Raw genomic sequence first — 21,807 nt, 5'->3', positions numbered from 1 at the left:
GCAGGATGAAACCTATATTGAAACGGGTGCTTATTGCCTTGGTTCTTGTCACTTTCCTGATTCCGCTGATTTCTATTGTTGCAGTGGCTGGGAAGGAGATGAAGAAGCAGCCGTTCACCATTATTACGTCATGGGATCAAAAATGGGGGCGCGGCTTCGCATCAAGCGATCCGTCTAATACAATCAAGGCCGCAGACGCGAATACGGAGGGAGAATGGAGACAGGTCCATCTGGCTGACAATAACCTGTCGGTCCACTCCAGGGATGATAGCAGTATTATGATGAACATCAAGCTGCCTGCGCTGGGAAAGCACGACGGCTTATACATAGATAAATTTTATGCCAATCGGATCCGGATCTACGAGAGCGGCCATCTCATCTATACAACGGATTATGATTTTGTATATGACGTCAATCGAATCCTGCTGCCCCTGAGCCCTCAGAGCTCAGACAAATTCATTCAAATCCGGGCGGAATCGGATTCCGAACGGGTAGGCGCTGCATCGAAAATTATTGTTGGCGATTATCAGAAACTCGAAGAAAGCTATGTACGGGAAAATTTATTCGATTTATTTCTCGGCTGCGCATTTATCTTCGTCTCGCTGATCATGATGGTAACAGCTATCTTTTTGAGCCGGCAGCAGCGCAAAAACTGGCTTTCCTTGAGTATTATGATTCTGTCTATCGGTATTCTGATGATTTGCTATGAGCCGTTTCTGTACACCTTCTACGGACAATACGGCATGTTGTTCGTAAGCTCGTTTGATGTCGCCCTGCTGCTGTTTCTGCCTTCCTTGATCAGTTTTTTTGAAAATATGTTCGGCCCGGGCTACTACAGCATATTCAGCAAGCTGCGAAAATTTCAAATGGCTTACTCCCTGTTTGTGATGATTTGTCTGGCTATTGATCTTGCGACCGATTTGCGGTTTCATTCAATTTATTTCTTCTTTTCGGTCCAGGTGCTGGGTCTGATTATGGTTGTTCATTTCCTGGCCATTGTGATCTCGACCATCATTTATGCTGTGAAAGGCAGTAAGGAAGCACTGATCCTTTCCGTTGGAATTGGAATATTTGCGGTAGTCGGCATCGGCGAGCTGCTGTGGTTCTATCTGATTACCGAATTTTACGATTTCAAGTTCTGGAGGTTTGGCGTTGTCGCTTTTGTATGCTCCCTGATTATTCTGCTTGGCCGTAAAATGGCCCATACCCACAATAAAACCGTGCAGTATTCCAAAGAACTGGAGATCTACAGCCAGAAGCTGCAGCTCTCGGAAAAGACAGAGGTCATCAGCCAGCTCGCGGCATCGGTCGCCCATGAGGTGCGCAATCCGCTTCAGGTTTCCCGCGGTTTTCTGCAGCTGCTGCAGGAGCGTTCGGACAATATCAGGGAGCAGGGCTATATGAACTTGGCCATTGAGGAGCTGGATCGCGCATCCGTCATCATTACCAATTATCTCTCCTTTGCCAAGCCTCAGCTGGATACGGTTGAAATCCTTAATTTATCCGAGCAATTGAAGCATGTGGAGGGAATGCTGTTTCCGCTGGCCGACTTGCAGGGGGGACGGCTGGAGATCCAGGTGGGACCGGAGCTGTATGTAACGGGAAACGCGGGAAAACTCATGCAGATCTTTGTGAATCTGATCAAGAACAGCATTGAAGCTACGGGTGAGGACGGGCTTATCAAGCTTTGGGCATATGAGAAAAAAGGTACGGTCTTCATTCATCTGGAGGATAACGGAGAAGGCATGGATGAGATGATGCTGGCGAGAATCGGCGAGCCCTACCTGACGAACAAGTCCAAAGGAACCGGGCTCGGGATGATGGTAACCTTCCAGCTGATCGACCATATGGGCGGGGAGCTGCACTTCAACAGCAAGAAAGGGCTGGGGACAGAAGCAATTATCAAGCTGCCAAGCGCATCCGCCAAATAAAAAAAAGCGTCATAGTGAATGCTATGACGCAGGGGTTCTTATCCGTTATAGAGCAGTCTCTTTACTCTTTACCACATCGAGGCGGCATCGTCCTCTTCGCCTTCTACAGGAGCGGGAGGGATGACCAGATAGAATGATTTCGGTGTTTCTTCCACGACACTGACTTGGATATCGTCAGGTACGTCAATGTTGAAGGATTCCAGAATGGCTGCTTTCGGATCTGCAAGCAATTTTTCCTTGAAAGCCGGATCCTTCCAGGCTTTCTCAATAATTTGGTTCAACAATTCTTGTTCAGCCGACATGTTCATCATCCTTTTCATTGGTATAAAAGACTCAGGAAAATTGTACCATACTTGTTCGACATATTCTACTAAATTATGAACATATTTGACTATTTACCTTATATATCAACAGTCTTTAGTAGGATGGCGAACATATGCACCTCGAACGTTTGGTCCGGGCTCATAAACCATTGTACAAGCTCATCTTCACGATCAGCGGGCAAGGGATGGCCATAATGGTATCCGGTCACGAGCTGCATATAACGGTACATCAAACGCTTGGTATCCAAAGCATCTGCAGCCGCACGGTAGCGGAAGAGCTGCTGGCTGGCGAATCCATGAAACCTGGCCTCCAGCGCAAGTGAGTCCTTCAGCCGCAGCAGTCTCGTACGGCGGAGCGGCCGGCGCATCTGACTGTAAAGAGAGCTGAACAGCGGCAGACTTTCCGACCAGCGGGTTTCTTCGGCATCCTCGATGTCGATGATGATGATCGTGGAATGCGGATGCGTCCGATCCCGCAGCCACCGCATGAAATGGCCCTGATCCTGCAGATGGGCGGCTACCAGTCTCACGAGCACCAGATCGTAGCGGTGATCGCTTTCATAGTTTTCATAAGAGCTGTGGACGAACGACAGATTCGGTGTCTCTTTAAGCACGGCATATTGGTAGATGCCTTCGTCCAATTCCAGGCCGGTGCATTGCCAGCCCGGATAATGCCGGCTCAGACGGGACAAATATTCCCCATTGCCGCAGCCTACATCAAGCAGCCTGAGCGTTTCGGATCCGCCGTACTGATGCAGCAGAAGTTCCATTTCCAGATTGAAAAAAAGATCGGTCGTAGCCGTCAGCATTTGATCAAACCATTCTATCCTTGCCATTCTATCATGCTCCTGCCGTATTATTGCTCAATAGTCTGTTTCTTCCTTTATCGGCAGGATAAACCTGATTTTGAAGGCCGTTTCCTTGCAGCCGGACGGCAGAAACAAGCAGGACGCAATAAAACTGCGCCCGGCGGTTCCTATTCCGCTGGCAGGCGCAGTCCTATGTGTTTTGTCGCAAATTAGAAACGCTTCAAGTATTCTTCGAGCGTCACATCGGCTTTGGTGATTTCTGAAGCGATAAAAACACCCACATAGCGGATATGCCAAGGCTCATAGGAGTAGCCGGTAAGCTTTTCCTTGTCCTTCTGATAACGGATGATAAAGCCGTATTCAGCAGCGTGAGCCTTAAGCCACTTGCCTTCCTTGGTGGTGCCGAAGCTTTCTTCCAGGCCGTAGCCGACGCTGGCGCTGGATACATCCATGGCAAGACCGGTCTGGTGCTCGCTCTGGCCGGGATGGGCGCTTGTTTTATTGGCTTCCTTCTCGCCTTTGAGATCCGCATTTCGGTCGAAGATCGCTTTTTGAGTTCCATACGATCTGTAGCCGGAAACGGCCTTTAATGTGATGCCATCCTTCTTGGCGCCTGCGAACAGCTTCTCAAGCGCGGTGGCTGCGACCTTGCGCAATTGTTTCTTGGGGTTGTTCCCGGAGAAGGAGAATGCAACCTTGGGTACGACCAGATCATCAGGCACATAGGAGGATGGCAGGTTCCGGTACTTGTTTACCAGTTCCACGATGCTGCTTGAGTTGGTGATGACGCTTTGTCCGGAGGCATTCTTCTTGATCGTCAGACTGGGCGCGTTGGCATGCATATAGCTGTTGAAGGTCGGGTAACCTCCGTAACCGCTTGCTGTGGAAGCCGTTTTGGCAGATGCAGCATCTGAGCTTGCATAACTTTTAGACTGGCCAAGAGCGGAAAACACTAGCGCGCCACCCAGTGTACCAAGTAATATAAAGGATAATACCCTTTTATTCGTTTTCATTTCATTTCCTCCTACAATGTTCAGCTGATATCCATAGTAGACGGTTAATATATCGAGACAATGTGCAGACTGTTTCCGACTTGTAAACAAAACGCAAGAATGGAAGTCTATCAAGCAGGCTATTATGGAAATGCTGTCGAATACAAGCAAACAACGACTCGGAGACATGAGGTGCTTCCCCCATGAAGGCCATGCCTAAAGCGATGGTGATTGTTATTGTCCTCTTATCTTTGCTTTCACTTATACCTCCAAAAGCGTACGGTGAAGCGAAAGCAGATCGAATCACTATCCAGGTATGGGAAATGAAATGGGAGAGTGATGCAAGCCATTATTCACCGGAGACTGTGCTCGAAGAAGATGGCTGGCTGCCCATTCAGGCGGATGATCCTGTAACGGTCAAGCCCGATGAGGCTACAGGAGCCTGGATCAAGATCGATTTGCCGGAAATCGCTGATCGTTCCGGAATTTATATTAAGAAGATGTTCGGCCAGAATGTGCAGGTCTATCTGGACTCCAAGCTGATCTACGACAACAAACGCTCCTACAGATACGATGATTACCGGCTGCTGCTTCCACTGAGTGCGGAGGACACGCGGAGGAGCCTGCTTATCCATACGGAGACGACGATGAAATCTCTGGGAATCTCCGAGGAGGTTGTCATTGGAGACTATCAGCAGCTGACCAGCCGTTTTTTTAAGGTGGATATTCTGGATGTTGTATTGGGCAGCTCATTCCTGTTTGTGTCCATTGTCATGCTGACCTGTTCCTTTTTTCTAAGCAGGCAGCTGCTGCCTGCATGGTATTCCCTCAGTACCGTGATCATTTCCATAGGATTGTTCATCATCATTTATTCACCGTTCATGTATACCTATTACGGCACCTACGGCACTGCATATATCTTTCTTTTCGATGTCGCGATGATTATCTTTATGCCGGCATTGACCTACTATTTTGAGTGCATGTTTGGCAGCGGGCCGTACGGGATTATCCGCAAATTCCGAAGTGCCCAGGTCGTTTATTCGCTCGTAAGCCTGTTCTCTATCGCTTTGTACGATCTCTACCCCAACGTCTTCTACCCGTTCTATCATATCTTTACCGGGACCCTGCTGGGCATATCGCTCATCATCCAGTTCATTCTCATCGTCGGAATGACCATCGTGTATGTGGTGAAAGGGAACAAAGATGCGATCATCATATCGACAGGATTTTCGCTGTTTGCGGCTTTGGCAGTCTCCGATCTTATATTCTATTACACCAGGGACAGCCAGTACACCTTATATTTATGGAAATGGGGAGTTGTCGCTTTCATCTTCTCGCTCATTGTCCTTCTGGGGAAAAGATTCACGCAGAATCATGAACAGATCGTCAGATATTCCAAAGAGCTGGAGATGTACAACTATCAGCTTCAGCGTTCGGAGAAAATGGAGGTCATCAGCCAGCTGGCCGCGTCCGTGGCCCATGAGGTCCGCAATCCGCTGCAGGTAACGCGCGGCTTCCTGCAGCTGCTGAGCAGCTCCAACCAGAACGAGAAGGAACGGAGCTATTTGAAGCTGGCGATTGAAGAGCTGGATCGTGCCGCAACGATCATTACGAATTATTTGACCTTTGCCAAGCCGCAGCTGGAGCAAATTAAAGTGCTTAATTTGGCGGAAGAGCTCTCGCATGTAGAAGGAATACTGGTGCCTCTGGCCAATCTGCAGGGCGGCAAAATCGAGATCAATGTCCCCGCCAACTTGTATGTCTGCGGGAATTCATCGAAATTGAAGCAGGCGGTCATCAATCTGATCAAGAACAGCATTGAATCCCTGCGCGGCAATGGACGGATTCATCTTTGGGCTTATGAGAAAAAAGGGGAAATCATCATCCATATCCGCGATAACGGGGAAGGGATGGAGGAGAATATGCTCAAACGGCTTGGAGAGCCGTATTTCTCCAACAAGTCGAAGGGTACCGGGCTTGGTCTGATGGTCACCTTCCGGATCATTGAGCTGATGGAGGGCAAACTGGAATTCAAAAGCGAAAAGGGCGTGGGGACCGAAGCGATCATCCGGTTTCCAGCGGCCTCCGAAAAAATGGAAAGCGCCATGTCCTAAAAGCAGGATATGGCGCTTTTGCTGTTACTGGTTAATGAATTTCTCAAATACGTAGCCGAAATCCTTTTCCTTGTAGTCCTTATGGGTCTCAACAAGCCACATGAAGGCAGCCTGGTTGATTTCCTTGAACTGCTCCACGAGATTGCCCTGCACATTGGCGATCCGGCTCAGCGTGCCTGAAGTCATATCCAGACTTCTGTTCGCGTAACCCGCAATGATGTCATTCTCGTAGGTGACTTCCTCGATTTTGATCAGTGCTTTGTACAGGTCCTTCAGCTCTTCAATATGCTTCTTGTTCACATCGATGGAGAAGTGTTGTGAGCCAAGCGTGAATTTGATCTCCACATCGAGATCCACCGTACCGGCAGTCTCCAGCAGCACATGAGTAAATTTATGAATGCTGTACGGGTAGCGGCGAAGCGTGCGCTTCTTGCTGATGGCGCTCGTTCCGTCCAGATGGATCAGCGCAAGATTGGTAAAACAATATTCATCTGTCTTCGATTTGATCAAAAAGTATATTTTCTCGTTTTCCTCATGCAGCACATAATCGTCGGAATCCACTTTGTCGTAATCCTCTGGCTTGATGACAGCTCCAATGTCGCTGATTCCCAGCAGATCGGCCGCAACTCGTTTAAACATAACCTCATCCCTCTCCCCGTGATGATCGTGTATTACCCTTCAGTATTATACAGGAAATTGGAAGAATGAGGGGCAGAAAATTCTCTTCCGAAGCAGCGATGCGGTTGGGAAATCCCGCTTTCACATCGCCCTGTCACCCTGTACAAAAAGCCCGCATGCCGGATTCCATCCGGTACGCGGGCTTTTGAGAAACTGTTAGGTAAAGCAAATCAGAAGTTAAAGGCCTGTCCTACCAAATTTCTTCGGTAAGAGGCTGCTGTTTGATGCTGTCAGCCGGATTCGGTGGGATGATAAGATAAAAATGGCTTTGGGTTTCTTCCAATGTCGTTAACTGAATGGCAGCCGGAACATCCAGATTGAAAGCTTCCTGAATCGCTGTACGCGGATCAGCGAGCAGCTTCCGTTTAAATTCTGCATCGTTCCAAGCTCTTTCGATAATTTGTTCCTGTAGAACTCCTTTTTCGACCATCGTAGTCATAGAATCACCCTTTTTTTTAAAATAGTTGATTACAATCCTTATATTACCATTAGAGATAGGAAAATACTACTACTGTTTAATAGGTTTAGAGAGCCAGTCGACAAAACCCCCTCTTGCCAATGAGCGCTTGCGCGCCGAGAAGCCGTTGTCAGCCCGTATCAGCTGCTCCACAAGCGATTCATGGAAGGCAAGCAGAAAAGGCGCTTGAAAAGGACCCTGCTGAAGGTCCGTATGACGCTCTGATGCCATCTGGGCAAAGCGGCCTAGAGCGCCGTTCAGGCTGATCGCCTGTTTCACCTCAAGCGGGGCGACCGGGGAATCGGCTGCCAGCTGCTGCTCCCTGCGGATAAAGGATAGCAGGCTGTTGCCGCTGCCTTCGGCAAGATCGTTCTCCCAGTCGGCCCAGTCATCTACCATCTGGAGCGTTGTAAGCACCTTGTCAACTGTATCCGACACGGCGGGGATAAGCGACTCACGGCCTGTCAGAAGCAGTGCTCCGGTACTGGCCAGCTTGACGGGGCTCGCCTTCATTGCCAATGCCCGGTCGGAATAGGGAGCTTGTCCCTCGGTGGCCACAGCAACCGCCCAATCCTCAATATAACTGCGAAAATAGTGCCAGAACGGTGAAGCGGGCGGAAATGTTTCGCGATAAATGTCGAGGAAGGCTACATACAGCAGATTGCCAAGCGCGAGCTGTTCCTTCCAGTCGGCTGGAGAGGTGTCCATCAAATCATCCTGGACAAAGAAATAGAGCATAATATACACATTGGCCAAAGAGAGTTTGCGGCATATTTCCGTGTCCGCGCCGGTTGCTTCCTGCAGCCAGAAAGGCAGCAGATAGCAAATATAATTTTTGGTGCTTTCCGGCACCAGGGGGTTGTATTGACCCAAATAATCCAGCCCTCGTGCCGCCAGCGGCTCCGGGAAAGCGGAGACAACTGCTTCGGCATTCCCGAATACAACGGCAAGTTCCCCATTAAACGACGTTTTCCAGTTCATCTTTGCGACCACAACCCTATGAATGATTTTTTGTACTTTCTGGTCCCTCTTAACTGAGTATAACCTAGTCCATAATACCTAACAATATCCTTTATTTAAAAATCATGGAAGGCTGGAGGGGCTTGCCGGCAGGTATATCACCATTGTGAAATCAAATTATACCCGGGAGCAGGAGTTGTTCTCCGGGTTTATTTCGGGCTACAATAGAGGACAACTGACGGTATGGCGAATGAGATAGGAGGGGACCGGATGGATGAGACTTTGTTAACGGAGCGCCTGGAGCAAGCGCAGCGGGAAATTGCGGCATTAACGGAGGACAAGCAGCGGCTCGAGCGTGAAGTCGCCAAACTGCGGGGCCTGCTTCGACTGAGGCAGCAGGATGCCATGTCCTCGAAACTGAAGGATGCATTGAGAGAATAATTCGCGGCTCCGTGGAGAAACTTGTAGACATGCTATGCCCAAATCCATTAATAAACTGGAAAGAAAGCCGAAAAAGAGCTACAATATAACCAGTACACAACAGATGAGGTGATATCGTGTCAGAGGAACAAACAACACCGAATGCTGAAGAGAAGCAGGAGCCCAAGAAAGTATCGCTGGCTGATGCCGTGAAGCAGAAGCTGGCCCAGAAGAAGCTTGAACAGGCAAACGGCGGCAAACAGAAGTTTGGCCCAGGCGGAGACCAACAAGTAATGAGAAGCCAAAATACAAAAAAAGTGAACAACCAGCGCAAGAAAATGGGTGTATAAGAAACACCGGAAGAAACCGGGGCAATGGATGCCCCGGTTTCTTTTTGACCTTATAGCCTTTGCAAGCTGCATGCCTATAAATTTCTATAAGGTTTGAGGGAAGGAACGAACTCTGCCGACAAAGGATGGCGAAGCCGCTTCCTCTTCATGATCGTTATGGATTCATGGGTGCTGAAAAACTTCATATGGTTGATAAAATCAACATCGTATATACTAAGAGCATCATCATCTTTTGATAGAGGAGTTGAAATTGGCGGCAGCAGAAGCAGTATCACAGATGAAGGAGGGAAATGGCGTAAAGTTTTCGAGCGATTGGCAGCGTTTACAACCCGCCTGCCTGTACCGGAGTCAGAGTCTCGTCTTGCCCGCACATGGGGTTCTGGCATCAGCCGGCAGTCAGTGTATGTGTCGGACTTGAGCTTTAAGAACCACAGAAATAACCCGCTATAACCATCCCTCAGAACTTATAGAAATTTATCGATGTGAAAGGCTATAAATTCTATAAGTTTAAAAAGAGGGGCTGACGTTTGCGGACATCGCGTCAGTCCCTCTTCATTGAATGGCTTAAGTCCCGGCTGAGTTCGCACAGCGCCGGAATTGGACAGCAAGCGCTATTCTTTTCCCCCGGCTATCCATTTGCGGTAAATCGTCAAGCTGTCCAGCAAATAATTGGATTCGTCCTCGGTCAGTGATTCTTTAAACACGCTGCCGGAGCCGCGGTCCTTGGCCATGGGGTAAGTCATCTCCCGGCCAACCAAATCATCGAGAGTCACCGCAAAAAAATCCGCGATCCGGATAAGCGTCCCGAGATCAGGTTCATTAATATTATTTTCATATTGGGAAATGGTCGATTTGGCGGTCTTCAAAAAGGAAGCGAGCTGTTCCTGCGTCATGGACTGGCCCTTGCGCAGCTCGCGTAAACGCTTGCCGATCATTGTTATCAACTCTTTTAATTGAAATGGTCGTCATCATTATCTTTAATTGTACACGGATAACCCCATTTATTGGCGAAGGAAGAGGTTTGTTCACGATACATGTTATTATGTCTTGAAAATGATTGAAATAACCGCTAAAATAAGGAAATAGTTCATGTAATATGAATATAGGCTTGGGATTATTCAGGGGAGGAAAGCAATTTATGTATTGGACGGGAGGCGTTCATCCATTAACGGCGCTTGTCGCTGCCATTGTATTGTCGATTATGCTGTATATTATGCATCAAAATCAGCGAAAACGAGAAAAGCTTATGATATATTGGATTGAAGAATCACAATCCGAGCTGATCTGGCGGGAAGAATTCGACAAGCAGGGAGGGCGCGCTCCGACGATGGAAATGCTGACGGATTATTGTTTGGACAAACCGGGTGCGGTCAAGGAGTACCCGTTCGGTCCAGGGACCATGGTGGTCAAGGTGGGAGGCAAAATTTTCGCGTTTCTCTCGGGACAAGCGATTTCGCTCAAATGCGATCCGGTCATAGCGGAGAATCTGCGTGAACAGCATGAGGCGGTGACGCCGGGATATCATTTGAATAAGAAGCATTGGAATTCGATCCGCGTGGATGGATCGCTCACCGGTGAAGAGATCAAGTCCATGATCGATCATTCTTACGAGCTGGTTTACAAGGGCCTGCCCAAAGCGGCGCGGGAGCAGATGGGTTCAGGAGGGAAATGAACTTTTTGGTTAGGGAATAGCGGATCGGGCAGAAAGTGGAAGCAGGTTGGTCCTGCTTCCACTTTTGCTGTCAGAGGGGGACTATCCGTTTATTTATTCTTCCTCAGCCGAGTCCGGCCCCATCCATTTTTTCACTTTAAACAAGCGCCATTGTCCGTCAAAGTCATGCACAAGCGTGGCCCAATCAATGCCTCCGTCATACAAGGTCGGAAATTCCGCATTCACGGCGCTGGTGGGGATATTCTCCTTCGGCCGGGGAATAAGAATATAGTCGATATCATTGCCCGGCGGGTCTTTCACGGCCTGCTTGAACAAGTAATCGCTGGTGATCAAATATTTGCGCGGATACCGGCTGCTCACGATGATATTGTAAGCGGAGTAGGAGTCCGCCAGAACCGTCGCATCCGGATAATGCTCATCCATATAATCGGCGATCTGACGTTCAAAGGTCTGAGCGGCATAATGCTCGTTGCCGGTTTTGATATGGAGGAAGGTGTTCTCGTCCGGTGCAATCTCGGGATCGGTCATGGCATAGGAAAGCAGCACTGCCGTGCCGAGCATAGCGGCGGTCAGGACTGTGAACGCCAGTCGCTGCCTTGCGCCCTTGCCAAAGTGCTGGAGCTCATAAGGAATCCAGGCGACGGTGACGGGAAACACATACATGAAGTAACGAAACCAGCCAAATGATGATTCCCGCAGCAGCAGCAGGTATTGCAAAGCCGGGACAGCTGCGAACAGCAGCAGCAGAATAAGCATATCCCAGCGAAACAGCCGGCCGCTGAACAGCCGCAGCAGCATGATCGACAGCAGGGGAATGGCGAACCAGAGGGTCTTCTTCAGCACAAACCCCAGAGCAAGAAGAGGGCTGTGGAAGATTTCCTGGAAGGCGGCATCATTCTGAAGCGCTCCGGATTGCGCCACGTTGGAATACTCCGAATTTAGAAAATAAAGCGGGTTCCCCATAATAATATAGTTGAAGAAGATCCACAGCAGTCCTGAGAACAGGGCGGGGAGCAGCAGCAGAATCCAGGTCGCCTCGACCTTATAAAGCTTTTCTTTCAGCGTCCCGCGTTTCTCCACTGCGGATATCCGCATCCACAAGACAGCAATAACCACTCCAAGTGCAAGCGAGACCCCGAAGGGAACGGCTTCATAACGGGTCCAGAAGGCCAGAGAAAGCGCGAAGCCGGCAACGATCAAGGCGCTGGTCTGACGGTTCTTGAGCCATAGGGAGAACTGGATCACGGTCATCATGAGGAAATAGACATAAGGAGCATCGCTGAGACCGTTGGCGCCGAACAAAAAGATAAAGGGGTTCAGGCTGTACAGCAGCGCGAACATCATGCTCATGAGAGCGGACAGCCCGAAGCGCCGACCGGCGTTGTAGAGCAGCGTCGCCGTAAGGCCCGCGAATACCGAGGACTGAATCACAGCAGCGATACCGACGGTGGCGAGCGCTGGAAATAAAGGATAAAGAGTCAGCATGCCGACCTCCAGCAGGCTGGGCAGCGGATTCCATACGAATCCGATCGCACCCAAATGGGGATCGCGGCTGTAGAGCACATAAAATGCATTGGCTACCCGGCTGATCGCATCGGAATGCATATAGCCTATTATGGCGGTTATATAATAGCCAAGCGCAAATTCAGCGCCGAAAATAAGAACGAACAGCAGCAGCGGCAGCGCACGCTTGGAGCGGATCACAGGCGGCAGCCTCCCTTCGGGTCAGGTTGTCAGGGGTAATCTCAATCTTGTTTTCTCGTCCGGTCTGCTGCCTCCTGCAGGCAGATTCGGAACTAACGGAAGGTCCAGTTCCGGTTGAACAGATAATTTTGTACGGGTACGACAACCGTAACCAATACCTGACCAAGCAAATAGGGCAGGTGAAGCCACTCTACGGCGGCATACATAATAAGCGTATTCAGACACAGGCCGGAGCCGGAAACGATGCTGTAACGCATGAACTGCCGGTAACCGGCTTGTTTGCCGTTCTCCGTTTCCTGGAAGGTCCACTGCTTGTTCAGCACAAAGGAGACAGCCAGCACGACTGTGAAGCCCAGTACCGATCCCGCAACGGGATGGAAGCCGGCCCATTCCACCAGAGCTGCAAGCAGAGTGAAATGAAGCGCTGTTCCCAGCAGGCCCACAACGGCGTATTTAACGATCGAGTGCTGCAGCAGCGAACGCATCGCCTGAGTCCCCCGTTTCGTCCCGCGTATAGGCTAGAGCGTTCTCGTGTTTATCAGCGATGAGGTAGCGGGGACGGCCCTTCACCTCATGATAGATAGCGGCAATATATTCTCCGATAATGCCTAGGGAGATCATCAGAAAGCTGCCGATCAGCAGCAGCAGCAGAATAACGGTCGTAAAGCCTGTGACGGCTGTGCCCTGCAGCTTCTGGACAAGGGTGTTGATTCCAAGCGCGATGGACCCGACCAGAAACAACGCCCCGATAATGCTGACGAGACGAAGCGGAATCGTGGAGAAGGATACAATCGCCTGAACGGCGAGCTTGATCAGGTTGAATAGATTCCAGCGGCTTGCACCTTCTTCCCTTGCGGGCACCGAGAAGGAGATTGTTGTCCGTTTGTAGCCCAGCCAGGCGGTCATGCCGCGGAAGAAGGTTACCCGCTCGGGCATCTCACGCCAGGACTCCACCACTTTGGCGTCCAGCAGCTTGAAATCGGAGGCGCCCTGCAGCTTATAACCGGATAGGTAGCTCAGCAAGCCATAGAAGACCTGCGCGCCGAGTTTTTTGCCTGCTGCTTCTTCGCCCCGGTTTTCCTTGACGCATTCGATGACTTCAAAGCCCTCCTCGCGCCACAAGCGCACCATCTGGGGGATGAGCTCAGGAGGATGCTGCAGGTCGCCGTCCATCACAATGACCGCGGCGCCCCTGGCATGCTCCATTCCTGCACAGAGCGCCAGCTCCTTGCCAAAATTCCGGCTGAGCCGGATCGTCGTCAGCTGGGGCAGATCCGCCGACAGTTTGACCAGCTGCTCCCAGGTCCGGTCCCTCGAACCATCATCAACCACGATCAGTTCAAAACTTGCGGCAATGGACTTTAGCGTATCGGCGATGATCCGGAGCGAACGGGCGATATGAGCGGCTTCATTATAGACGGGTACGATGACGGACAACTCGGGCAGGGATCGTTTCACGTCGGTTATGCTTCCTCTCTCGCCTTGCAATCAGGCGGCTGGTAGTTTTGCAAATCATAATGAATGGCATCTAGCCCGCCGAATCCAAAGACTTGCCTGTTTCGGAGGGAGCGGGGGACCCGGTCAGCCCGTGCTCTGTCTTTTCCCAGTAAAAAGGGTTGGTTACCAGCTGCCAGGCTGCCTTGAGCGCAGCGATACTCATGAGCACCCAGTAAACCGGTGTCAGCAGAGCGTACCGAACAAGCTTGTACGAGAAGATCCGCTCTTCGTTGCTCTCCAGCTCATGGATGACCCAGTACACGCCGGCCACATTGCTGAAGATAAACAGGAAGTTGCCGATATAAAATTCGATGCTGGCCAGATAGTAGATGAAGCCTGGGAAAAAATCGCCAATGACCGAAAGCTCCCAGCCAAACCAGAGTATGAGCATTAGCCAGAATATCGGATTCAGGAGCGGCAGCAGCGGTGTAGCCAGTATCATCACCTGGAAGCCGATGAACCCTTTAAAGCCGATCTCGCGAAAAAGCCTGACCGGATTGCGCATATGCACAAGCCAGGTCTGCATATAACCTTTGATCCATCGGGATCGTTGACGAATCCAGCCGCCTGTTCTGCTGTTTGCTTCCTCCCAGGTCCGTGAATCCACGATAGCGGTTTTGTAGCCATGCTTGTACAAGCGGATACCAAGATCGGCATCCTCCGTTACATTGAACGGGTCCCAGGCACCCAGTTCCTTCAGTACGGACATCTTGAAATGATTGGATGTTCCGCCGAGCGGAATCGGCACATCCAGCTGCATGATGCCGGGAAGCAGCAGCTCGAACCACATGCTGTATTCCTGCGTGAACCAGCGTGTCAGCAGATTCTGGTCACTGTTGAAATAGTTCAGCTTGGCTTGAATGCAGGCATAATTATCCGGGCATTGCTTGAAGGTCAGAAAAACCTTCTTCAGCTGATCGGGATCCGGCTGGTCCTCGGCATCGAAAATAACGACATATTCGCCGCGGGCGCGAATGAGTCCATAGTTGCACGCCTTCGGCTTGGTTTTGGGCAAGCCGTCAGGCACGACCAATACCGTATAATAGGCTGGCAGCTTCATCTCCTGCAGAATCGTGCGCATCTCATCATCATCTTCCTCGATCAGGAGGCGCACATCGAGCTTGGCTTTCGGATAATCAAGCTGCTCCAGATTATGCAGCAGATGCGGTAATACCCGGGCTTCCCTGTACATGGGAACCAGAATCGTATAGACCGGCAGCTCCCGCTCATCGATGGCCGCAATATCCTCGGGCGTGAAGCGGAACTGGGAGCCGCGGCGGGAACCGTACATAATAACCGTGAATTTGAAGATGGACATCACAAAATAAAAGAGCTGGACGATCAGATTAAGCGTGAGCAGCGTTGCCCAGAAACGGACGAGCAGACCGATGACGGCAATCAGGCCAATGACAATAAAGCCGCCGATCTGCGTCCTTGTAAAGGTGGTAATCGCCGAATTATGCGGCTGTTCATCGGCAAGCTTCGAGGTACTCTCGTGAAGCATCTCGGAGCCGTAGACTTGCAGCCAGAAGCGTTCCATCTCATCCTTGGTGGCCAGGACCTGCTCGATCGGCAGGCCAAGCAGCCGCTGTACCTCGGCACTCTGATCCGCAGTCAACGGCCCGCTGACCGCAACGAGGAACCGGTTCATATATTGGTGAATGACGATGACCTCATAGCTTCGGGCAAGCGCCTCCGATAAACGTACGGGCGTGTTGATGCTGAGCTCGCTGCCGATCCGGCCGATATTATTTTGCGTGGCGATCGCCCTGTAGAGCGTCTCCGGCTCGATCAGCTGAAGCGAAAGCAGAATGTCACCCAGCAGTCCTCCGCTTTTGATCTGGAAGGCCAGCGCTTTCTCGAGATTTTCAGGCGTAACAAGACCCGCCTCGATCAGCAGGTCCCCGAGCTTGCCTTTGCGCGGCTGCTCGTGGAAGGTCTGCTGAAGCTGTGCTTCAGCAATGAATCCCATATCTATGAGTATATCGCCAAGCCGTCCGCCATGACTTCTCTGCGAGGCCATGGCCGCCTGGAGCTGGGCTGCGCTGATCAGCCCGTCGTGGACAAGCTGATCGCCCATGCGAAGCACTGCCGCCGGCTTGTCCGATGATGCCGCCTGCTGCGAGTAAGCATCCTCTTCTGCAGACGGACGGGACTGCCTTGCAGCTTGAACAGCTCTCAAATCCTCAATGCGGGCATGGGTCAGCTCCAGCCGTTTGGCCAGCTCATCGGCTTCCAGTTCAAGCCGCCTGACAGCCAATGCCTGTGCTTCGCGCTGACTGGACAGCAGCAGCTTCTTCTCATCCATGGCTGCCTTTTCACGCGCAAGAATATGCTTGGCGAAGCTTCTGTTAACGCCTGTCCACTGAGTCCTCAGCCGTATCATAGCGGCTCATTCCCTTCGATCAGCTGACGTTCCAGGGCGAGCGCATCCGCCAGCCCGGCCCGCAGCCGTTCCACCTCAACTTGCTTCGCTGCAAAAAGAATCTCGTAATCAATCCGCTCTTTTTCATGCAGATCTTGCGTAATTTCCTGTTCAAGCCTATATAGTTCCAGCTGACGCTGGACATCTTCAGGACGATAGCCAAACAGGGACCGGCGGTATTTCATTTGAACCTCCTAAAGCTCTTCCTCGCATGAGGCATAACAGAGCATTGTATACACTTCATTTGATTCCCGGAAAGATAACAGTAGCAAGTCCGGCATCAGGCCGGGGTCACCCTGATTTCGAGCAGATCACAGCTGGTGTCAGCCTGGAAGACACCGCCCGGCAGCGGCTGGACATTCTGTCCTTCCGAAAGAGCCCGGTTTTCCCCGGAATAAAGATAAGAGCCATTGCCTGTCAGCAGCACCCATGTAATGGCTGCCGTCTCCCGCGCTGTACAGTCTATCTGTCCGCCTGCTATAACATGAAGGCGTTGTGTCCGCGCGGCGATGTGCCCATCGGCAACGATCATATCCACTGTCCGGGTCCAGCCATAGCTGGTATCTCCGCCGGCATCCCGGGCTTGTCCCTGCATAAGCTCGAGAAGCGGCTTGAGCCCGCCGGAGGCATGTTTGCCGGCCACAAGAATGCCATCGTGGCCCGCAACGACAACAGCATCATTCACTCCGGTAACCAGCACCGGAACAGGCAGCTCGTTGATCACATTCGTATTCATGCAGTTGTGATCCAGCAAGCCTGCTCCATAAATCGCATTATCCATCGAATGGGACAGCGCATCCCAGGTCCCCATATCCGACCAGATGCCATCGTATACGAGAGCGGAGAGGCTCGTCTCGCGCTCCACAACTTCATAATCGAAGCTGATGGCGGGAAGAAGAGCATACTGCCCGCGCAGCTCGCCATAATCCGTTGGAAGGCCGCGTTTGGTGATTTCCTTGATCATGGAGGACAGCCTGAATGCGAATACGCCGCAGTTCCACAGGGCGCCCTGGTTGATCAATGCAAGGGCATGAGCCTCTTCAGGCTTTTCGATGAATTCCCGGATGGCAACAGGTTCTCCCGGCTCCCCTGTCTGTTCCTCCGGCAAGATGTAGCCGAACTTGCCGGAGGGAGTGGACGGACGAATGCCGATCAAGCCCAGCCGGGCAGATTCCGATTGAATCAGCTTATCCAGCTCAAACAGCTTCTGATAAAAAATCAGTTCCGTATGATGATCAACGGGGAGGACGATAACCGTCTCATCCGGGGATGTTTTCATTTCTGTGGCCAGATAAGCGCAGCTGAGCAAAATGGCAGGATATGTATCTTTTCTTTCCGGTTCAACAGTGGATTGAATATGTGTCCCGAGCTGCTTGTGCAGAAGCTCCACTTGCCGGGCGGATGCTGCAACAACGACCTCATGGTCGAGTCCGAGCTGCTTGAGGTGGTTCATCGTATGCTGGACCATGGAGATTTGCTGCCCATCCTGGTCCTGAAGGAGCTGTAAAAATTGCTTGGATCTGCTCTCGGATGAAAGAGGCCATAGTCTTTTTCCGGAGCCGCCGGAAAGTAAAATAATTTTCATGTTGCCTCCATCGCACTGGAAATAATAGTAATTATAAAAAATAAAATAGAAATATAGCATTATCAAAATATTAAATGGAATTAATAGGCGTAGTATAGAATGAAATCAATGCATAATTCGCAAATTAAAATTATTTCAGCTGCAAGTATGGGAATAGAAAGGATGGAGGGATACTATTATAAGTAGTTCTAATTTCCTAATTCTGGAGCTGAAAATCGATAAAATATGCTTTATTCTGACAGCAACAGGTTAATTGTATCTCATTTTTCTAATTAAAAAAAGAAGCGATTGAAATAATCAATAGTGTAATTTATTGGTAAATATTCGCAATGGCGATTTGTCAGGACCTTATTCAAATAAATACAGGGCACCATCCAGGAGGAGCGCTGCACAGGGAAGAGGCAAATACAGGATCCTCAACGGCCAGATTGGCAAAATAACTGCTTAAAATATGGTTGCCGCTCACGGAACCCTTACGGAAGCTGCGTCTGGACTCCCCTTTCACATGAAGATAGTAATAGATATTTTCTGATTTGGGAGGCTGATAAATGAGCGGTGGGAGATGCGGGACAATATCAAATACATTTTGGACGCGGATGTTAATGGGGACGTGCTTGTTGTAGTAGACGGCGAATGAAGGCGAACCGACGCGCGGAGCTCCGAAGGTATATACAACCAGCTGATTATGGGAACGGTTGGTGACGATGTCCAGAGCTGCCAAGGTAGCGAGCGCTCCTCCAAGGCTGTGTCCCGTTATGAAAAGCGGTTTACTGTCCTGAAGACGATCAAGCAGGCTGAAAATTTGATCTCTGGCGGACATATAAACGTCCGTAAATCCTTTGTGGGTGAGACACTGTTCATTGACGGGCTTGAACACCGTCTGCTGCGCAATCAAATCGGTTACCCAGTCCGTTGCGGAGCTGGTGCCGCGGAAAGCGAGCACGGCGGCATGATCGGATTCAATAAGAAACCCGAACGGCTCCCCGATATCGCTGAATACAGCGGCATTGAAGGAGCCCACCACACGGTAGGTGGCGGGAACCAGAAAAAGCTCCTGATGATTCTCATACTGCATATAGGTCTGTCCGCAGACGGCTGCCAGAAAGATAGCGGTGTGAAGATTCATCTCTCCGTTATAGTCCATTGCCTTTCACTCTCCCTACCGTAGTGTATGCCCATACAGGCCGATAGGTTTATGCGGATGCAGATGAAAGCAGGCAGTGGAGGAAAGGAGAAGCCGGGAAGATATCCTTTCTTATAATTGGACAAAAAGAAATCTCTCCTTGGTGTCATGGTTGATGGAGCTTCCATGAACACAAGAAGAGATCTCTGTTCAAATATTAAGAAAGTATAAAACTTCTCGATCCTTTTCTTATATTTCTAAGGGAAGAAACTTGCTGCACCGCCAAAAGGACGGCGGCAGCCGTTTCTTCTTGCTGATTATCGTCCTGAATATCGTCTTTGGCCGATAAACAAGCGAATCAGACTGATGTGTTTCTTCTTCCCGTGATGAGGGAGATGACGAACAGGACGATGAAAATAAAGAACAGGACCTTAGCGATTCCAGCTGCGGATTCAACAATTCCCCCAAATCCGAAGATAGCCGCTATTATCGCAACAATGAAGAAGATGGCTGCATATCGCAACATATGAAACACCAATCCTTTCCTATTATGATCGCAATCTTTGAGCAGATTCCATGGGAGCCAAGGGGCTGCTTGTCCATTCTGCTGCCGGCAAGAGCCTGGCTCGTCCATGTCTGATCGGACTTTAACCGCCTTGTGTGAGAGTTGAAACATAAGATTCAAATCGGATAGGCGGGGGTAAACGAATGTAACAAGCGGTTGCATGCTGCGCCGCAGATCCCTCATGCTAAAGATGCAGAAAACCGGATCAGCAGCAAAAAGCACGGATGATTTTCGTGAACAATTAGGAGGAATAAGTGTATGAGCGGAACTGATATTGCGATGATTTTAATAGGGTTGTCTGTAGCTGTTTTGGCTATCTTTCTGGTCCAGACCCTCAAGAAGGTCCAGACCTCCCTCGATGCGGCAGGCAAAACGCTGCAGGAGGTCCAACTGGCGGTTCATGGATGGAAGGATGACATCGGAGAGCTTGTCGGCAGCGCACGGAAGCTGACAGACCGCGTGGATGAGCAGATCGGCTCCATTGAGCCGCTGATGGCTACTGTCCGCGAGACGGGAGAGGCGCTTCATGAAGTGGCAGGCGTCGCCCACAACTTCTCTTCCCTCTGGTCTGCAAAGCTGCGCAGACGGGCGGAGGCCGCTGCTGTGAAGGATGCTGCCAAGGCGGCCCGGGATGCAGAGGCCAAACGCAATGCGGCATATAGTGCCGTAAATACCGGCGCCGGGCTTACAGGCGGGGAGACAGCAGGCATGCAGACTGCCGTGACAGCAGAAGGAGCATCAACGAATTGGATGGAGGAGGCTCCGCTGGATAAGAGCGGTTATCTCCATACAACCGCAGAGCCGCAATCCACACCGGCCTGGCTGGCATGGATGGAAACGGGAGTTCACGTAGCCAAACTGATTGCCAGGCGCTAGTGGCGGAAGTAAGCTCCAAAAGGTTATGATAAGACAAGGACGCAAGTAGGATAATGAACGGAACAAAGATGAACGTTCTGCTAGGAGATGGAAGATGCGAATTGTTGTCGTTGACGATAATCCGATGAATATTACGGTTGTACAGGAAATTCTCAAGCGTGCCGGCTACACCAATGTTTGGGCGGCGGCATCCGGAACAGAATTATTTGGCTTATTGGGATTGAACGCGCAGGGCCAGGAGCCAGAGGATTCCGCTGCCGACGATAACGGAATCGATCTGATTCTTCTGGATATGATGATGCCGGGGGTGGATGGAATCACCGCCTGCCATGCCATATCACAGTCACCGCGGCTTCGGGATATTCCGATTATTATGGTAACGGCGATCGGCGATTCCAAGAAACTGGCGGAGGCGCTTGATGCCGGAGCCATTGATTATGTCACCAAGCCGATCAACAGGATTGAACTGCTCGCCCGTATCCGGGTAGCGCTCAGGCTCAAGGAGCAGAAGGATTGGCATAAAGAGCGTGATCGCAGAGTCAGGGAAGAGTTGCAGCTGGCGAGAGAGGTTCAGAGCGCTGCGCTGCCCCAGCGGGTAGAGGATGACCGCATTGCCATCAACGCCATTTTCAGGCCTTCCGAAGAGCTGTCCGGCGATTTGTATGCATGGAACCGGATTGATGACAAAAGGTATGGCATCGCTGTCATCGACGCCATGGGTCACGGCATTTCCTCATCCCTTGTATGCATGTTCATCGCTTCCGTCATGCAGGAGGCGATGACGAAGCTCGTAGAGCCGGAGCAGGTCATTCAGGAGCTGAACCGGCGGTCGCAGCAGCTGCAGTTTGCCGATCAGCTGATCCAGTATTATTTTACCGCGCTGTACGCGCTGGTTGATTTGGAGAAGGGAACCATTGAATATGTGAACGCCGGCCATCCGCCGGGTATGATCGTCCGCGGCGGCGGACAGGTCGAAGCCTTCCGGCAGGGAGGTCTGGCAATCGGATTATTCGATGAAATCGAGGTTACGAAGCATGTTCTGGACATCACGGCGGGTGACCGGATGATTTTGTATACCGATGGCATGCTGGATCTGGTAGGAGAGGAAGATGACGACCAGATGGGACGTCTGAAGGAGGCTCTTCAACCCTTCGGAAGTACGGTGCCGTTGGAAGAAGTGGAAGAGATTCTCTTCCAGCGGGATAATGACTCCAACCGGTCCGATGACCGCTGCCTTGTTCTGGTTGATATCAAATAAAGAGGTTTCGCCAATCCTATAATCATCAGGAGTGAACAAACAAACCCGGTTAGCGTAACCGGGTTTGT

General features: G+C 50.8%; 22 protein-coding genes. 7 read left to right on the top strand and 15 right to left on the bottom strand.

The annotated features are described in order from the left end of the window. The first annotated feature begins 5 nt into the window (after positions 1-5). Positions 6-1,931 carry an ATP-binding protein gene (locus tag ACFOLF_RS12650; RefSeq protein ID WP_210045206.1) on the top strand — a complete coding sequence of 642 codons (1,926 nt, stop codon included), beginning with the start codon at positions 6-8 and terminating at the stop codon, positions 1,929-1,931. 68 nt (positions 1,932-1,999) lie between these two features. Here ACFOLF_RS12650 and ACFOLF_RS12645 read toward each other — a convergent pair whose 3' ends face one another. The 3 genes from ACFOLF_RS12645 to ACFOLF_RS12635 all read right to left on the bottom strand — a co-directional run bounded on the left by ACFOLF_RS12645 (position 2,000) and on the right by ACFOLF_RS12635 (position 4,076). After that, positions 2,000-2,233: an NHLP leader peptide family RiPP precursor gene (locus ACFOLF_RS12645; protein WP_210045205.1), complete on the bottom strand. Its 234-nt coding sequence runs from the start codon at positions 2,231-2,233 to the stop codon at positions 2,000-2,002. A 98-nt stretch (positions 2,234-2,331) separates the two neighbouring features. Continuing rightward, the gene (locus ACFOLF_RS12640; RefSeq protein WP_210045204.1) at positions 2,332-3,090 is read right to left on the bottom strand and encodes a class I SAM-dependent methyltransferase; all 759 of its coding nucleotides are present in this window, start codon (positions 3,088-3,090) and stop codon (positions 2,332-2,334) included. 182 nt (positions 3,091-3,272) lie between these two features. Then, entirely contained in the window at positions 3,273-4,076 is an 804-nt protein-coding gene (locus ACFOLF_RS12635) for a M15 family metallopeptidase (protein WP_210045203.1), read from the bottom strand. A 182-nt stretch (positions 4,077-4,258) separates the two neighbouring features. On the opposite strand from ACFOLF_RS12635, the gene ACFOLF_RS12630 reads away from it, so the two are divergent. Beyond that, entirely contained in the window at positions 4,259-6,169 is a 1,911-nt protein-coding gene (locus ACFOLF_RS12630; RefSeq protein ID WP_210045202.1) for an ATP-binding protein, read from the top strand. Between the two features lie 24 nt (positions 6,170-6,193). Here ACFOLF_RS12630 and ACFOLF_RS12625 read toward each other — a convergent pair whose 3' ends face one another. The 3 genes from ACFOLF_RS12625 to ACFOLF_RS12615 form a co-directional block, all read right to left on the bottom strand. Beyond that, positions 6,194-6,808, bottom strand: a complete 615-nt coding sequence (locus tag ACFOLF_RS12625; RefSeq protein ID WP_210045201.1) for a PH domain-containing protein — start codon at positions 6,806-6,808, stop codon at positions 6,194-6,196. Between the two features lie 229 nt (positions 6,809-7,037). Next, complete coding sequence (locus ACFOLF_RS12620; RefSeq protein WP_210045200.1) at positions 7,038-7,286, bottom strand: NHLP leader peptide family RiPP precursor; 249 nt, start codon at positions 7,284-7,286, stop codon at positions 7,038-7,040. 69 nt (positions 7,287-7,355) lie between these two features. After that, positions 7,356-8,285 carry a class 1 isoprenoid biosynthesis enzyme gene (locus ACFOLF_RS12615; RefSeq protein WP_210045199.1) on the bottom strand — a complete coding sequence of 310 codons (930 nt, stop codon included), beginning with the start codon at positions 8,283-8,285 and terminating at the stop codon, positions 7,356-7,358. Between the two features lie 249 nt (positions 8,286-8,534). On the opposite strand from ACFOLF_RS12615, the gene ACFOLF_RS12610 reads away from it, so the two are divergent. Together ACFOLF_RS12610 and ACFOLF_RS12605 are read left to right on the top strand one after the other, a co-directional pair. Next, entirely contained in the window at positions 8,535-8,705 is a 171-nt protein-coding gene (locus ACFOLF_RS12610) for a hypothetical protein (RefSeq protein ID WP_210045198.1), read from the top strand. A gap of 116 nt (positions 8,706-8,821) precedes the next feature. Beyond that, the gene (locus ACFOLF_RS12605; RefSeq protein ID WP_210045197.1) at positions 8,822-9,034 is read left to right on the top strand and encodes a hypothetical protein; all 213 of its coding nucleotides are present in this window, start codon (positions 8,822-8,824) and stop codon (positions 9,032-9,034) included. 611 nt (positions 9,035-9,645) lie between these two features. Here the strand turns inward: ACFOLF_RS12605 and ACFOLF_RS12600 are convergent. Continuing rightward, positions 9,646-9,969, bottom strand: a complete 324-nt coding sequence (locus ACFOLF_RS12600) for a helix-turn-helix domain-containing protein (RefSeq protein WP_210045196.1) — start codon at positions 9,967-9,969, stop codon at positions 9,646-9,648. A gap of 392 nt (positions 9,970-10,361) precedes the next feature. Here ACFOLF_RS12600 and ACFOLF_RS12595 point away from each other — a divergent pair, with 392 nt between their 5' ends. Then, the gene (locus tag ACFOLF_RS12595) at positions 10,362-10,706 is read left to right on the top strand and encodes an MmcQ/YjbR family DNA-binding protein (RefSeq protein ID WP_210045285.1); all 345 of its coding nucleotides are present in this window, start codon (positions 10,362-10,364) and stop codon (positions 10,704-10,706) included. Positions 10,707-10,799: 93 nt separating this feature from the next. Here ACFOLF_RS12595 and ACFOLF_RS12590 read toward each other — a convergent pair whose 3' ends face one another. The 8 genes from ACFOLF_RS12590 to ACFOLF_RS12555 form a co-directional block, all read right to left on the bottom strand. Beyond that, positions 10,800-12,410 carry a glycosyltransferase family 39 protein gene (locus ACFOLF_RS12590; protein ID WP_379113610.1) on the bottom strand — a complete coding sequence of 537 codons (1,611 nt, stop codon included), beginning with the start codon at positions 12,408-12,410 and terminating at the stop codon, positions 10,800-10,802. Positions 12,411-12,502: 92 nt separating this feature from the next. Further along, complete coding sequence (locus tag ACFOLF_RS12585; protein ID WP_210045195.1) at positions 12,503-12,895, bottom strand: GtrA family protein; 393 nt, start codon at positions 12,893-12,895, stop codon at positions 12,503-12,505. Next, positions 12,864-13,868, bottom strand: a complete 1,005-nt coding sequence (locus tag ACFOLF_RS12580) for a glycosyltransferase family 2 protein (protein ID WP_210045194.1) — start codon at positions 13,866-13,868, stop codon at positions 12,864-12,866. The genes ACFOLF_RS12585 and ACFOLF_RS12580 overlap by 32 nt, the downstream gene beginning before the upstream one ends. A gap of 70 nt (positions 13,869-13,938) precedes the next feature. After that, entirely contained in the window at positions 13,939-16,293 is a 2,355-nt protein-coding gene (locus ACFOLF_RS12575) for a glycosyltransferase family 2 protein (RefSeq protein WP_210045193.1), read from the bottom strand. Continuing rightward, positions 16,290-16,517, bottom strand: a complete 228-nt coding sequence (locus ACFOLF_RS12570; RefSeq protein ID WP_210045192.1) for a hypothetical protein — start codon at positions 16,515-16,517, stop codon at positions 16,290-16,292. The genes ACFOLF_RS12575 and ACFOLF_RS12570 overlap by 4 nt, the downstream gene beginning before the upstream one ends. Before the next feature lie 95 nt (positions 16,518-16,612). Beyond that, the gene (locus tag ACFOLF_RS12565; RefSeq protein WP_210045191.1) at positions 16,613-17,917 is read right to left on the bottom strand and encodes a sugar phosphate nucleotidyltransferase; all 1,305 of its coding nucleotides are present in this window, start codon (positions 17,915-17,917) and stop codon (positions 16,613-16,615) included. A 352-nt stretch (positions 17,918-18,269) separates the two neighbouring features. Then, positions 18,270-19,061, bottom strand: coding sequence for a lipase family protein (locus ACFOLF_RS12560; RefSeq protein WP_379113612.1), 792 nt, complete (start codon positions 19,059-19,061; stop codon positions 18,270-18,272). Between the two features lie 337 nt (positions 19,062-19,398). Continuing rightward, complete coding sequence (locus ACFOLF_RS12555; protein WP_210045190.1) at positions 19,399-19,566, bottom strand: DUF1328 domain-containing protein; 168 nt, start codon at positions 19,564-19,566, stop codon at positions 19,399-19,401. Positions 19,567-19,863: 297 nt separating this feature from the next. Between ACFOLF_RS12555 and ACFOLF_RS12550 the strand changes: the two genes are divergently transcribed. Further along, the gene (locus tag ACFOLF_RS12550) at positions 19,864-20,481 is read left to right on the top strand and encodes a DUF948 domain-containing protein (protein ID WP_210045189.1); all 618 of its coding nucleotides are present in this window, start codon (positions 19,864-19,866) and stop codon (positions 20,479-20,481) included. A 94-nt stretch (positions 20,482-20,575) separates the two neighbouring features. Beyond that, on the top strand, positions 20,576-21,739 hold the full coding sequence (locus ACFOLF_RS12545; protein WP_210045188.1) for a PP2C family protein-serine/threonine phosphatase: 1,164 nt from the start codon (positions 20,576-20,578) through the stop codon (positions 21,737-21,739). Positions 21,740-21,807: the final 68 nt, after the last annotated feature.

It is taken from the genome of Paenibacillus sepulcri, assembly GCF_042647105.1.
Lineage (GTDB): Bacteria > Bacillota > Bacilli > Paenibacillales > Paenibacillaceae > Paenibacillus_Z > Paenibacillus_Z sepulcri.
Note: the sequence above shows the minus strand (reverse complement) of the source record. Positions and strands in the feature narration are given on the sequence as shown.